The following is a 14,277-nucleotide window of genomic DNA, read 5'->3' as shown; positions in this document are numbered from 1 at the left end:
GTCTTCCGGCGCTTGTGCCGGTTGGTGCGCGCGGCAACCGAGCCGCGCGCCGGCCAACAGTATTGTGGATAACCCAGCGTCGGGCCAGCATGTCCGACCGCCGCGAGGTGGAATAACTCTTGCGAAACAATGGTGTCAATTGTTGCGCAGCAAAAAACAGGGGGGTGCGCCAGTGGTATCCTTGCCCGCTCCGGTGCCGCCGTGGATTGTCGGTCGAGCCATGCTCCCGGCAAGCGGACGCCGCCGGACAAAGCCCGCCCGGCGCGCGCAGCTACCCCTGCGCGGGCGAAGCGCAACTTTAGCGCAGCCGCAGGGACCGCCGCGACCTTTTGCACAACACGGGCCGCCGCGGAGTTGTAACGGGATGTGACGATCGGGACATGACGACCCCATGGCGCGATGCCGCGATTCCGTCCACCGCGCGAGCTGCGGAAAAACCGCCCGCCGGCCAGGCTTTGCAAGGTTTCCCTTCCCTTCTTCCCTTATAAACCTGGAGTTGCAGCATGAACCACCCCACAATGCAAGGCACGGCGCCAGTGAATGCCCCGGCCTGGGTCAAGCACCCCAAGCTGGTGGCCTGGGTCGCCGGAATCGCCGCGCTGACCAAGCCCGACAATATCTACTGGTGCGACGGTTCGCAGGAAGAATACGACCGCCTGTGCGAGCAGATGGTCGCCGCCGGCACAATGAAGCGGCTGAACCCGGCCAAGCGCAAGAACTCCTTCCTGGCGCTGTCCGATCCGTCGGACGTGGCCCGTGTTGAAGACCGCACCTTTATCTGCTCCGACAAGCAGGAAGACGCCGGCCCCACCAACAACTGGACCGCCCCGGCCGAGATGCGCCAGACGCTGAACGGCCTGTTCGACGGCTGCATGCGCGGCCGCACGCTGTACGTGGTGCCGTTCTCGATGGGCCCGCTGGGCTCGCCGATCGCGCATATCGGCGTGGAACTGTCCGATTCGCCATACGTTGCGGTCAACATGCGCATCATGACGCGCATGGGCAAGGCTGTGTATGACGTGCTAGGCACCAACGGCGAATTCGTGCCGTGCGTGCACACCGTCGGCAAGCCTCTCTTCGCCGGCGAGAAGGACGTGCCGTGGCCGTGCAATCCGACCAAGTACATCGTCCATTTCCCGGAAACGCGTGAGATCTGGTCGTTTGGCTCGGGCTACGGCGGCAATGCGCTGCTCGGCAAGAAGTGCTTCGCACTGCGTATCGCATCGACCATGGGCCGCGACGAAGGCTGGCTGGCCGAGCACATGCTGATCCTGGGCGTGACCTCGCCGGCCGGCAAGAAGTACCACGTTGCCGCCGCGTTCCCGTCGGCCTGCGGCAAGACCAACTTCGCCATGCTGATCCCACCCAAGGGCTTCGAGGGCTGGCAGGTCACCACCATCGGTGACGACATTGCCTGGATCAAGCCGGGCAAGGATGGCCGCCTGTACGCGATCAACCCGGAAGCCGGCTACTTCGGCGTGGCCCCGGGCACCAGCGAGAAGACCAACTACAACGCGATGGCGACGCTGAAGGAAAACGTCATCTTCACCAACGTGGCGCTGACCGACGACGGCGACGTGTGGTGGGAGGGCATGACCAGGGAAGCGCCGGCGCACCTGGTCGACTGGCAGGGCAAGGACTGGACTCCGGAGATCGCCAGGGCTACCGGTGCCAAGGCGGCGCACCCGAATGCGCGCTTCACGGCGCCGGCGTCGCAGTGCCCGTCGATCGACGAGAACTGGGACAACCCGGCTGGCGTACCCATTGATGCGTTCATCTTCGGCGGCCGCCGCTCGACCACCGTGCCGCTGGTGACCGAGGCGCGCAACTGGACCGAGGGCGTGTACATGGCTGCCACCATGGGCTCGGAAACCACCGCCGCGGCCGCCGGCCAGCAAGGCGTGGTGCGCCGCGACCCGTTCGCCATGCTGCCGTTCTGCGGCTACAACATGAGCGACTACTTTGGCCACTGGCTGGAACTGGGCAAGAAGCTGGAGGCCTCGGGCGCGAAACTGCCGAAGATCTATTGCGTCAACTGGTTCCGCAAGGACGCCGACGGCAGCTTCGTGTGGCCGGGCTTCGGCGAGAACATGCGCGTGCTGTCGTGGATGATCGACCGTGTCGAAGGCAAGGGGCAGGGCGCCGAGCACGTGTTCGGCACCACGCCGCGCTACGCGGACCTCAACTGGAACGGCGTCGAGTTCTCGCCGGCGCAGTTCGAGCAGGTGACCTCGATCGACCGTGATGCCTGGATCAAGGAGCTGGCGCTGCATGATGAGCTGTTCACGCAGCTGAAGCACAACCTGCCGCAGGCGCTGGCGGAAACTCGCGCGGCGCTGGGCAAGCGGCTTGAGGGGTGATTTTGGCTTCTAGCGGCGCACTGCTATTGGATAATAGTTGGTGTTATTGCTTTTAATTTAAAAAGCTCGCCTCTTGATTGAGGCGGGCTTTTTTTATTGAACGATAAATATCAAAATCAAACCCTTACCCGCCTTCAATCTCCCCCAATACCTCGACCGCATACTTCACCAGCCCAGCCCGCCCCTCAATCCCAAGCTTGCGCTTGAGATTAAGCCGATGCGTCTCGACCGTCCGCACAGACACCCCCAGCTGCGCCGCGATTTCCTTGTTCGCCATCCCCCGCCCGATACCCCCGAGAATATCCCGCTCACGCCGCGTCAGCGCATCCAGCGGCCCCGGGTTCTGCTCCGCCATGCCCCGGGCAATCCGCGCACTATAAAACACCCGCCCAGCCAGCACCGCCTGAATCGCCGCCATCAGTTCATCCGCCGGCGCATCCTTCAGGACATAACCCCGCGCCCCGGCACGAACCGCCTGTCGCACATATTCCAGGTTGTCGTGCATCGACACGATCAACACCGCCAGTTCCGGATAGCGGTCATGCAGCGCCGCCGCCAGCGCAATCCCTCCCATGCCGCGCATGCCAATATCGGTAATCACCAGATCAGGCATGTCCACCTCACCGGCACGCCCCAGCCAGGTGAGCGCCGCCTCGCCATCGTCGGCTTCCCCAACGACCCGCAAACCCGGCTGCAACGCCAGGTGCATGCGCATGCCGTCGCGCACCAGCGCGTGGTCGTCGATCAGCAGCACGCGCGCAGGCGCATCGGCGAGGGTTGGTTCAAACGAAAGGTTCATGTCTGCGAAGGTCCAGCGGAAACAGGGTGTTCTGAAACGGCGGCTGGCCGGGGCAGCGGCTTCGCCAGCGGCAAGGCTGCCACCAGCTCCGTGCCGCCAATGCCGGAAACAATGCCGAACTCTCCACACAGCGCGGCAATGCGCTCGCGCAAATTGCGCAGCCCGATGCCGCGCTGCGGATCGACCTGCATGCGGGCCACGTCGAAACCACTGCCATCGTCGCGCACGGTCAGCCGCGTGGCGTCGGCATCGAATGCCAGCGACACGCTCACGTGCCGGGCGTTCGCATGGCGCTCCACGTTGGTCAGCGCCTCCTGGGCGATGCGGAACAGCGCGGTGGCCTGCTCGTCGGGCAGTTCGCGCGGGGTGCCTGACTGCGCCACGGTGATCTGTAGCCGGCTGCCGCCTTGCATCTCGCGCGCGAGGTGCTGGAGCGCGGCAAAAAGACCCAGGTCATCCAGCAGCGCCGGGCGCAGGTTGCGCGCCACGCGCCGCACTTCATTGAAAACCGTGTCGAGCCGGTTCAACGCCATGCCCAGCACCGGCGCCACCGCGGCGCCTTCGGTCGGGGCCAGTCTCAGCCGGTTGGTGGCGGTTTCCAGCACCAGCTTGACCGACACCAGCAACTGGCTGATGCCGTCGTGCAGCTCGCGCGACAGCCGCGCGCGTTCCTCTTCCTGCGACTGCACCACGCGCTGCGCCAGCTGGCGCAGCTTGGCATCGGCCTCCCGGTGCTCGCTGACATTGAGCGCCAGGCCGCTGGCCGCTACCAGCAGGATGCTGATCGCCGCGATCACGCCGATCCAGGCCATGGTCTCGCGGATATCGGTCTCGGCGCGGGCGTCGAGCTGGCGCAGCGTGTTTTCCACGTCATCCAGATAGATGCCGGTGCCAAGCATCCAGCCCCATTCGGGCACCGACACCACATAGCCGAGCTTGGGCACCAGCTGCTGCGACGACGGCTTTTTCCACAGGTAGCGCACCGAACCGCCGCCGTCCCTGGCTGCCGCGATCAGTTGCTGGATGGTCAGCGACCCTTGCGGGTCGCGCATGGTCCACAAGTCCTGGCCGACCAGTTCGGGCTGGCGCGGGTGCATCAGGTTGCGGCCCTGCAGGTCGTACAGGAAGAAATAGCCATCCGGCCCGTAGTCGAGCCGGGCCAGCGCCTCCATGGCCGCCTGTCGCGTGGCGGTGTCGTTGCGCCCCGAACGCACCATCGGCGCGATCGCGCTCTGCGCCAGTTCTACGTAGTGGCGCAACTCCATTTCCTTGCTTTGCAGGTAGGCGGCCTCGACCAGCGCGCGCTCGTGCTGCGCGAGTTGGGTGGCCTGGTAGCGAACGGCAAGCGCGATGCCCAGCATGGCCACCGCAAGGGGTGCCACCGCGAGCAACAGGATCTTCTGGCGGAGTTTCATACAGGACCGGGGGTAAACACCGATGCCGCGCAGGCGGCATGCCACCGTCGATTTGCGTAGTACTACGCAGAAGTGCTGCGTAGTTACGCGCTTGTGCGTGGTTTGGCGGGTGTCAATACTACACGCCGGACACGCAAGCCGCCCCAACATGCGGCGCGCGTCCACGCAGCTGGTGCACCGGCCTACCCGGATGGTGCACCGCCTGCCTGCAAGACGAGATCCGGAAACGACACGAACCGGGCGAGCAGCAGCCAGATCCAGGAGATACCCTCACCGCCGGATTGCCCCAGCTGCCCGCCCCAGGCGCGCCCGCCGCCGACCCACCCCGTTGCCAGTTACCAGTCCTTCGCCGCCGCAGGCTTTCCAAATCCCGGTCTGAGGAGACCTTCACTATGAATCGCATCGGAGAACACCTGGTGTGGCTGGCCGTCGCCGTGCTCGGCGCGTTTGCCTTCGGCACCGTCGCGCTGGCGCGCGGCGAGGCCGTCAGCGCGCTGTGGATCGTGGTTGCCGCGCTCTGCATCTACCTGATCGCCTACCGCTACTACAGCCGCTTTATCGCCGACAAGGTGATGCAGCTCGATCCGCGCCGCATGACGCCCGCATGGCGCCACAACGACGGCCTGGACTACGTGCCGACCAACAAGGCAGTGCTGTTCGGCCACCACTTCGCCGCGATCGCCGGCGCCGGCCCGCTGGTCGGCCCGGTGCTGGCCGCGCAGATGGGCTATATGCCGGGCATGCTGTGGCTGCTGGCCGGCGTGGTGTTCGCCGGGGCGGTGCAGGACTTCATGGTGCTGTTCATCTCGACGCGCCGCGACGGCCGCTCGCTGGGCGACCTGGTCAAGTCCGAAATGGGCACGGTGCCGGGCCTGATCGCGCTGTTCGGCTGCTTCATGATCATGATCATCATCCTGGCGGTGCTGGCGCTGATCGTCGTGAAGGCGCTGGCCGACTCGCCCTGGGGCACCTTCACCGTGGCGGTGACCATCCCCATCGCCATCTTCATGGGCATCTACACCCGCTACATCCGTCCGGGCCGCATCGGCGAAGTGTCGGTGATCGGCTTCGTGCTGCTGATGCTGGCCATCATCGGCGGCCAGTACGTGCATGAAAGCGCGACGCTGGCGCCGCTGTTCACCTACGACGGCAAGGCGCTGACCTGGATGCTGATCATCTACGGCTTCATCGCCGCCGTGCTGCCGGTGTGGCTGCTGCTGGCCCCGCGCGACTACCTGTCGACCTTCCTGAAGATCGGCACCATCATCGCGCTGGCAGTGGGCATCGTGATCGTGGCGCCGGAGCTGAAGATGCCGGCGTTCACGCAGTTCGCCCAGGGCGGCGGCCCGGTGTGGTCGGGCAACCTGTTCCCGTTCCTGTTCATCACCATCGCCTGCGGCGCGGTGTCGGGCTTCCATGCACTGATCTCGTCGGGCACCACGCCCAAGCTGCTGGAGAATGAATCGCACGCGCGCTTCATCGGCTACGGTGCGATGCTGGCCGAGTCCTTCGTCGCCATCATGGCGCTGGTGGCCGCCTCGGTGATCGAGCCGGGCGTGTACTTCGCCATGAACAGCCCGGCCGCCGTGATCGGCACCACGCCGGAAGCGGTGGCGCAGGCGGTCTCGACCTGGGGCTTCGTGATCACGCCTGACGTGCTGGTGCAGACCGCCAAGGACGTCGGCGAGAACACCATCATCTCGCGCGCCGGTGGCGCGCCGACGCTGGCCGTTGGCATCGCCCACATCCTGCACCAGGTGGTGGGCGGCCAGGCCATGATGGCGTTCTGGTACCACTTTGCCATCCTGTTCGAGGCGCTGTTCATCCTGACCGCCGTCGACGCGGGTACCCGCGCCGGCCGCTTCATGCTGCAGGACCTGCTGGGCAGCTTCATCCCGTCGATGCGCAAGACCGACTCGCTGGTCGCCAACCTGACCGCCACCGCGCTGTGCGTGGCGGCCTGGGGCTACTTCCTGTACCAGGGCGTGGTCGATCCGCTCGGCGGCATCAACACGCTGTGGCCGCTGTTCGGCATTTCCAACCAGATGCTGGCCGCGGTGGCGCTGGTGCTGGGCACCTGCGTGCTGGTCAAGATGAAGCGCGGCCAGTACGCCTGGGTCACGCTGCTGCCGACCATCTGGCTGCTGATCTGCACGCTGACCGCCGGCTGGCAGAAGCTGTTCCACGCCGACCCGAAGGTCAGCTTCCTGACCCACGCCGCCAAGTTCAGCGCCGCCATCGCAGAAGGCAAGGTACTGGCCCCCGCCAAGTCGATGGAGCAGATGCACCGCATCGTCTTCAACGACTACCTGGACGCCAGCCTGTGCGCGCTGTTCATGGTGGTAGTGCTGTCGATCGTGTTCTACGGCTTCAAAACCGCACTGCAGGCCCGCGCCGTGAATCGCCCGACCGACAAGGAAACGCCGTTCGAGCCGCTGCCGGGCGCTGCTTCGGCCCAGTCCTGACCCTGACCTCGACAAGGAGCCCGCCATGCTGGAACAACTGGGTACGATGGGGCGCTATCTCGGGCAGTCGCTGCGGCTGATGGTCGGCCTGCCCGACTACCAGACCTATGTGGCGCACATGGAGAGCACCCACCCGGACCGCGCGCCCATGAGCTACGAAGAATTCTTCCGCGAGCGCCAGGAAGCGCGATACGGCGGCGGGCAAGGAAAGTGCTGTTGAGCAACCGTAAGAGGCATCCGGGCAAGTTTCCGGGTGCAGACAAAGCAGACAGGCGATCACTTGATCGCCTGTCTTTTTGTTAAGTGTTGTATTTTCCCCGCGTTTTTATGCCCGGTTACGCCGTTTCTGTGGGGGGTTACAGGGCTTTACAGGTAGTTACAGCAAGGGTGGGGCTCCTTCTCTACACTTGCGACACATCATGGCAATTCAAAGGACAAAACATATGACTCGCCATCCCGTTCGCAATCTGACCATTGCCCTCGCCCTGGCGGCCTGCGCGCTGCCGGCCGTCGCGAGCGACATGAACAACGCACTGGGCGGCGCGCTCGGCGGCGTCGCCGGTGCCGCAGTTGGCGGTGCGCTCGGCGGTAGCACCGGCGCAGTGATCGGTGGTGCGGTGGGTGGCGGCGCAGGTGGCGCCGTGACGTCCAACCGCCGCGAGCGTACGGGCGCCATCATCGGCGGCGCGCTGGGCGGTGGTGCAGGTACCGCAGCGGGCAACGCCATGGGCGGCCGTACCGGCGGCCTGATCGGCGCCGGCCTGGGCGGCGGTGCCGGCGCGGCGCTGGGCGGCAATGTCTCGCGCAGCAACTCGTATGACGATGACCGTCGTTATTACAAGAGCAGCTACAAGCGCAAGAAGCACAAGCATCACCATCACCACCACCACGACTGATCTGCGGTGGTTAAGCAAGAACGGGCCCCAAGGGCCCGTTTTTTATTTGCGCGGTCAGGCATAATCGGTTCGGCAAGGCACTTGACCTGCCGCACCCCGAAACAAAGAAGCCCGCGGCCGGACATGCCGGAGGCGGGCTTCTTCTCCAGTAAAGTCGGAAGAGGCGTTCGCGCACTCTCCCAAAGCCGGTTGGAGACCAGGCAAAAACAGAAGGGGCCGCTCTGGGGAGGAGCGGCCCCGGATCGCGCTTGCAGGAGCCCTGTTGCCTGTGTGGCGGCCCCGGAGGCACGGGCCGCTTACAGCGGCGCGCGATCGGTACCGGTGTCGTACTTGGCGCCGTCGGCAAAGGCGTCGAACTTGCCGGCGCGGGCGCCATCGGTGTAGGTGTCGAACTTGCCAGCCTTGGCACCGTCAGCGAACACGTCGTACTTGCCGGCCTTGGCGCCGTCCGCGTAGACGTCGAACTTGGCCACCTTGGCACCGTCGGCGAACACATCGAACTTGCCGGCCTTGGCAAAGGCAGGCGTGGCCGACAGGGCGGCGGCGATGGTGGCGACAGCGATCAGGGCGGAGCGGTTTTTCATGATTCAGGTCTTCTTTATTGCGTGGATGCCTCAGCCGGCACTTCGGCGAAAGATGATTGTTGCATTGCGGCATCCGAAGGCTAGATATTAGGCATTTCCCTCATATCAATAAATATCAGGATCCACAATGATTGGTTCTGATTCCAACAATAAAGCAGCCTGACCGCGTAAGGATTCAGCGCAGAAACGGGAGACTATGTCATGGATCGCCTGCAATCGATGCGTGTGTTTTCCAAGGTGGTGGAACTGGGAAGCTTCGCGCGTGCAGCGCAACAGCTGGAAATGTCCAACGCCGTCGTCACCCGCTACGTCGCCGACCTGGAAAGCCACCTGGGCACCCGGCTGCTGAACCGCACCACGCGCAGCCTGTCGCTGACCGACGCCGGCGAAACCTACCTGCAGCGCTGCCAGCAGATCCTCGAGGACGTGGAAGAGGCCGAAAGCGTGGTCGCCGCGCGCAGCCAGTCGCTGTCGGGCACGCTGCGGCTGGTGACGCCGGTGATGTTCGGCCTGCACCTGCTGCCTGAACTCCTGTCGCGTTTCCAGCAGCTTTATCCGGATGTGGTGTTCGACGTCCTGCTGTCAGACCGCAACGTCGATATCGTCGAAGAAGGCCGAGACGTGGCCGTGATGCTGTCGGACCTGGGCCTGGGCTCGCACCTGGTGGCGCGTCCGCTGCTGTCGGCCGAGGTGATCCTGTGCGCATCGCCCGGCTACGTGGCCGCGCACGCGCCGATGCGCCATGCGCACGAGCTGAGCCACCATCGCTGCATCGCGATGCGGCTGCCCAACGCCGAACATGAATGGACGCTGCTTGGCCCCGAGGGCGAGGTGACCGTGCCGATCCGCCCGGGCCTGCTGTGCAGCAATGCCGAGCTGGCGCACCAGGCTGCGCTGGCCAATATGGGCGTGGCGATGCTGTCTTCCTACCTGGCCCGGCCGAATATCGAATCGGGCAAGCTGGTCCATGTGCTGCCGCAGTACCAGCTGCCACGGCGCGACGTCAGCGTGGTCTACCCGAGCCGGAAGTTCCTGCCGACCAAGGTCCGTGCGTTTATCGATTTCCTGCTGGAGGAAGGGCAGGTGAAGGGGAAGGCAGAGGGCGCCGAGCCGCGGCATGCGGCGCATAGCGTCAGCTCATAAGGGCTCAGGGGCCGATGCCGGATTGAAAAAGGGGCCCTTGCGGGCCCCTTTGCTTTTACCGTGCTGTTACCGCGATTCGGCCGCGCTTCGACCACGTTACTCGCCGGCTTCGACGGCGGTCTTGCGCGCCGCGCTCTTGGCTGGCGCCTTTTTGGCCGCGGTCTTGGTCGCGGTCTTCTTCGCTGCCGTTTTCGCGGCAGCCGTCTTTGTGGCCGCCGTCTTCGTTGCCGCGGACTTGGCCGGTGCCGGTGCGGGCTCGGCGTCAGCCGCCTTGGCCGCGCCGCGCGACGCCGTCTTGGCACCCGGCTTGGGCTCGCGGGCCTCGAACTCGAAGCCGATCTTGCCGTCCGGCTGCTTGACCAGGAACGCCTTGAAGTTGCGGCCCGTGCGCGACGACTTGAACCCGGTCAGCAGGTCGGTCTTGCCGTCGTTGAGCAGCTTGCCGATCTGCTCGCGGCTGATTTCCTGCTGCAGGATGATCTTGCCGGTGGTGAAGTCGCAGCTCTTGGGGCTGGCCACGCTGTTCTCGCAGACGTACTTCATGCCGTGCTCGAACACCGCGCTGCCGCACTTCGGGCAGGTGCCGACGGGCTCCTGGCCACTGAAGTCGACCGGCTCGCCGTCGCCCTCGTCGTCATTCTGGCCGAAGTCGAATTCCATCTTGAAATTGCCGTCGTCGTCCTTGCCCAGCTTCAGGATGGCGGCAAACGGCCGGCCCATCTTGCTGCGGAAGCCCTGCAGCGGACCAATTTCCTTCTTCAGCAGCAGCTCCTCGACCTCTTCGATCTCGAACTGGCGTCCGCCCGGGATCTTGCTGATCGAGAATTCGCACGCGGTGCAGGCGAAGCGGCGGTAGTTTTCCTTGACCTGGCCGCCGCACTGCGGGCACGGCGTATCCAGCGTGGCGTAATCACCCGGGATGGTGTCGCTGTCGTATTCCTTGGCGCGCTTGACGATCTGCTGCGTCATCTGCGCGATCTCGAGCATGAACTCGTCGCGCTTCAGGCGCCCGCGTTCGATCTGCGAGAGCTTGTGTTCCCACTCGCCGGTCAGCTCGGCCTGCGTCAGTTCCTGCACGCCCAGGCCGCGCAACAGCGTCATCAGCTGGAATGCCTTGGCGGTCGGGATCAGCTCGCGGCCTTCGCGCACCAGGTACTTTTCAGTCAGCAGGCCTTCGATGATGGCCGCGCGCGTCGCTGGCGTGCCCAGGCCCTTGCCGGCCATGGCTTCGCGCAGCGCGTCGTCGTCCACCAGCTTGCCGGCGCCTTCCATGGCGGACAGCAGCGTCGCTTCGTTGTAGCGGGCAGGCGGCTTGGTGGTCAGGCCGACGCTCTCGACCTTGTCGGTCTTGACCTTCTCGTCCTTGGCCACCGGCACCAGGTTGGCGGCGTCCTTGTCGCCCTGCGCCTCGCGGCCATAGATCACCAGCCAGCCCGGGTTGACCAGCACCTTGCCTTCGGTCTTGAAGTGGTGGCCGGCAACTTCGGTGATGCGGGTCGTGACCTGGAACTCGGCCGCCGGGAAGAACACCGCCAGGAAGCGGCGCACCACCAGGTCGTACAGCTTCTGCTCTGGCTCGGACAGGTTCTTGGGCGCCTGCAGCGTCGGGATGATGGCGAAGTGGTCGCTGATCTTGCTGTTGTCGAAGATCTTCTTGTTCGGCTTGACCCAGCCCTGCGCCAGGATCTTCTTGGCGTGCGGCAGGTAGTTGGGCGAGCTGTCGGCCAGCATGTCCATGGTCTGCTTGACCGTGTCCAGGTAGTCCTCTGGCAGCGCGCGCGCGTCGGTACGCGGATAGGTCAGTACCTTGTGCTTCTCATACAGCGCCTGTGCCAGGCCCAGCGTGTTCTTGGCCGAGAAGCCGAAGCGCGAGTTGGCCTCGCGCTGCAGCGTGGTCAGGTCGAACAGCGCCGGCGACTGCTGCGTCGAAGGCTTGGATTCCTCGGTGACGGTGCCCGGCTTGTCGCGGCAGGCGGCAACGATGCTCTTGGCCTCGGCCTCGCTCCACAGTCGCGACTCGCGCGCCTCGGGATCGAACTCGCTCTTCTTGAACTTGGGATCGAACCAGCGGCCTTCGTACAGGCCGGCGGCGGCGATGAACTCGGCGTGCACTTCCCAGTAGTCGCGCGGGACGAAGTGCTTGATCTTCTCTTCGCGCTCGACCACGATCGACAGCGTCGGCGTCTGCACGCGGCCCACGGTGGTCAGGAAGAAGCCGCCGCCCTTGCTGTTGAAGGCGGTCATGGCGCGCGTGCCGTTGATGCCGACCAGCCAGTCGGCCTCCGAGCGGCAGCGCGCGGCGTCAGCCAGCGGCAGCATGTCCTCGTCCTCGCGCAGGCTGGCAAAGCCATCGCGGATGGCCTGTGGCGTCATCGACTGCAGCCACAGGCGGCGGATCGGCTGTTTGGCCTTGGCCTGCTGCGCGATCAGGCGGAAGATCAGTTCACCTTCGCGCCCCGCGTCGCAGGCGTTGATCAGCCCGGTCACGTCCTTGCGCTTGATCAGGCGGTTCAGCACCTTCAGGCGCGACTCGGTCTTGGCGATCGGGCGCAGGTCAAAATGCGGCGGGATCACCGGCAGGTTGGCAAAGCTCCATTTGCCGCGCTTGACCTCGTATTCGTCCGGGGCGGCAATCTCGACCAGGTGGCCAACTGCCGAAGACAGCACGTATTCGTCGCTCTCGAAATACTCGTCGTGCTTGGTAAACCCCCCGAGGGCACGGGCGATATCCGCCGCGACCGACGGCTTTTCCGCGATGATGAGGGCTTTTGACATGGGAAAGGGTCCTTGCGAGCCGCTTCCGGCAACCCGCTATTGCACTGCAAACGTAGTAATCAGAACGCCGGGAGGCTTTGAGGCGCCAATAATAAGCGCGGTTTCAACGACGGTGCAAGCAAGCCCCATCGTCGTCGCCTGCACCGCCTAGGCGGCGCCGCGGCCTCCGGCAAGTAACCAGTCCAGCACCTGCGGCATTTCTTCGGCGCTCGCCGGCATCGCGCCACCACGCGTCAGCATGCGTTCCAGCACCTCGATGTGCGGCAGCAGCGTGCCATAGAACTGCGGCGCGCCGCCCGACGCCGGCTGTACCAGCAGCGTCGGGAAGTTCTCGATGTCGATATCGCCAAGCGCGTCGGCATGGGTCTCGATATCGATCCAGACGAAACAATCCTGCGGATGGCGCCCGGCCAGCGCCGCCAGCGCCTTCAGGTAATCCCGGCAGGTACCGCACCATTGCGCGCACAGGCATGCCACCAGGCGGCCCTGTGGCCGCGCCGCCAGGCATTCGGCTATGGCGGCGGCGTCACGCTCGGGAAAGTAAACGGTCATGGCATCGGAATCATGAGGCGCCCGCAGCATGCGGACGCCGGCGATTGTAGCGGTATCGGGACTGCACCCCTCTCTTGCGGCACCAAGCCTGGCTCAGCCGAGGCGCCGGAACAGGTTTCCCGGTAGACGTTCGGCCACGCCGGCCAGTTCCAGCTCGAGCAGGCGCGCCGCGACCAACTCCGGGGGCTGGCCGCTGCGCTCGCACAGCGCGTCCAGCGTAACCGGATCGTAGCCGAGTGCCGGCAACAGGGTAGCAGCCGGTTCTGAAAATCGGGCCATGCCGGTGACATCGTGGTGGTCCGGGGCCGCCGCGCCCCGGGGTAGGGCGGGGAGGCCGAGTTCGTCGAGCACGTCCCCGACCGACTCCACCAGCTTCGCCCCCTGGCCGATCAGCATGTGGCAACCATGCGACAGCGGCGCGTGGATCGAGCCTGGGATCGCGAACACCTCGCGCCCAAGCTCCGCCGCCAGCCGCGCCGTGATCAGCGAGCCCGAGCGCGCTGCCGCCTCGACCACCAGCACGCCGCGCGCGAGCGCGGCGATGATGCGGTTGCGCCGGGGGAAATTGGCCGCCAGCCCGCGCATGCCGAGCGGGAACTCGGTGACGATAGCGCCGCGCTGCGCCACTTCGCGTGCCAATGAAAGGTTCCCGGCGGGATAGACGCGGTCCGCCCCGGTGCCGGTCACCGCCACGGTGCCACCGCAGCCACGCAGGCCGCCCGTATGGGCCGCCGCGTCGATGCCCAGCGCCAGGCCCGACACCACCGTCAGCCCTGACTCGGACAGGGCGCGCCCGAACGCCAGCGCGTCGCGCGTGCCCTGCACGGTGGCCGAGCGCGCGCCGACGATGGCCACGGCGGGGCGAGCCAGCATGGCGGGATCGCCCTGGATATATAACAGCAACGGCGGATCGGCCAGGTCGAACAAGCGCCGCGGATAGGCGTCGTCAGCGAGCGTGACGACGTGATTGCCGGGCGTGTCGAGCCAGCGCAGCGTTCGTTCGGCCAGCGCCGACACCGCGGCGCCGGGGGCAGCCAGCACGGCGCGCGCCAGCTTGGCCGGCACCACCGACGACAGCGCTGCCACGCTTTGCGCCAGCACCTGCTGTGGCAGGCCGAACGCCGCCAGCAGGCGCTGCGCGGCCACCGGGCCGACGCCCGGCGCATTGGCCAGCCGCAGCCATGCGAGCACGTCCGCGGGCTCGCGCGCGGTGTCCTGCCGCGGGTTGCCCTGCCCCGAGTTGTCCAGCCTTGCGCCAGCCAGGAGCAAGGCCTTCACGCCATCCGCC

11 protein-coding genes are annotated in these 14,277 nt (G+C 65.9%); 5 read left to right on the top strand and 6 right to left on the bottom strand.

Annotated features, from left to right (window positions below):
• The first annotated feature begins 503 nt into the window (after positions 1-503).
• Complete coding sequence (locus tag CTP10_RS16955) at positions 504-2,360, top strand: phosphoenolpyruvate carboxykinase (GTP) (RefSeq protein WP_116320072.1); 1,857 nt, start codon at positions 504-506, stop codon at positions 2,358-2,360.
• A gap of 124 nt (positions 2,361-2,484) precedes the next feature.
• Here CTP10_RS16955 and CTP10_RS16950 read toward each other — a convergent pair whose 3' ends face one another.
• On the bottom strand, positions 2,485-3,159 hold the full coding sequence (locus tag CTP10_RS16950; protein ID WP_116320071.1) for a response regulator: 675 nt from the start codon (positions 3,157-3,159) through the stop codon (positions 2,485-2,487).
• A complete protein-coding gene (locus CTP10_RS16945) occupies positions 3,156-4,574 on the bottom strand; it encodes a cache domain-containing protein (RefSeq protein ID WP_116320070.1) in 1,419 nt (472 codons plus the stop codon). The genes CTP10_RS16950 and CTP10_RS16945 overlap by 4 nt, the downstream gene beginning before the upstream one ends.
• Before the next feature lie 392 nt (positions 4,575-4,966).
• On the opposite strand from CTP10_RS16945, the gene CTP10_RS16940 reads away from it, so the two are divergent.
• The 3 genes from CTP10_RS16940 (at position 4,967) to CTP10_RS16930 (ending at position 7,935) form a co-directional block, all read left to right on the top strand.
• Positions 4,967-7,039: a carbon starvation CstA family protein gene (locus CTP10_RS16940; RefSeq protein ID WP_116320069.1), complete on the top strand. Its 2,073-nt coding sequence runs from the start codon at positions 4,967-4,969 to the stop codon at positions 7,037-7,039.
• A 25-nt stretch (positions 7,040-7,064) separates the two neighbouring features.
• Positions 7,065-7,259, top strand: a complete 195-nt coding sequence (locus CTP10_RS16935) for a YbdD/YjiX family protein (RefSeq protein ID WP_012354346.1) — start codon at positions 7,065-7,067, stop codon at positions 7,257-7,259.
• A 223-nt stretch (positions 7,260-7,482) separates the two neighbouring features.
• On the top strand, positions 7,483-7,935 hold the full coding sequence (locus CTP10_RS16930) for a hypothetical protein (RefSeq protein ID WP_116320068.1): 453 nt from the start codon (positions 7,483-7,485) through the stop codon (positions 7,933-7,935).
• A gap of 296 nt (positions 7,936-8,231) precedes the next feature.
• Here CTP10_RS16930 and CTP10_RS16925 read toward each other — a convergent pair whose 3' ends face one another.
• On the bottom strand, positions 8,232-8,522 hold the full coding sequence (locus CTP10_RS16925; RefSeq protein ID WP_116320067.1) for a hypothetical protein: 291 nt from the start codon (positions 8,520-8,522) through the stop codon (positions 8,232-8,234).
• 198 nt (positions 8,523-8,720) lie between these two features.
• Between CTP10_RS16925 and CTP10_RS16920 the strand changes: the two genes are divergently transcribed.
• Positions 8,721-9,662, top strand: coding sequence for a LysR family transcriptional regulator (locus tag CTP10_RS16920; RefSeq protein WP_116320066.1), 942 nt, complete (start codon positions 8,721-8,723; stop codon positions 9,660-9,662).
• A gap of 96 nt (positions 9,663-9,758) precedes the next feature.
• Here CTP10_RS16920 and CTP10_RS16915 read toward each other — a convergent pair whose 3' ends face one another.
• From CTP10_RS16915 to dprA, 3 genes are all read right to left on the bottom strand, one after another.
• On the bottom strand, positions 9,759-12,437 hold the full coding sequence (locus CTP10_RS16915) for a DNA topoisomerase III (protein WP_116320065.1): 2,679 nt from the start codon (positions 12,435-12,437) through the stop codon (positions 9,759-9,761).
• Positions 12,438-12,584: 147 nt separating this feature from the next.
• A complete protein-coding gene (locus CTP10_RS16910) occupies positions 12,585-12,989 on the bottom strand; it encodes a thioredoxin family protein (RefSeq protein WP_116320155.1) in 405 nt (134 codons plus the stop codon).
• Between the two features lie 93 nt (positions 12,990-13,082).
• Positions 13,083-14,258 (bottom strand): DNA-processing protein DprA, encoded by a 1,176-nt coding sequence (gene dprA, locus CTP10_RS16905; protein ID WP_116320154.1) that lies wholly within the window; start codon positions 14,256-14,258, stop codon positions 13,083-13,085.
• Between the last annotated feature and the right edge of the window lie 19 nt (positions 14,259-14,277).

This window comes from Cupriavidus sp. P-10, from assembly GCF_003402535.2.
GTDB lineage: Bacteria > Pseudomonadota > Gammaproteobacteria > Burkholderiales > Burkholderiaceae > Cupriavidus.
The sequence above is the reverse complement of the archived record's forward strand: the minus strand, read 5'-3'. Positions and strand labels throughout refer to the sequence as shown.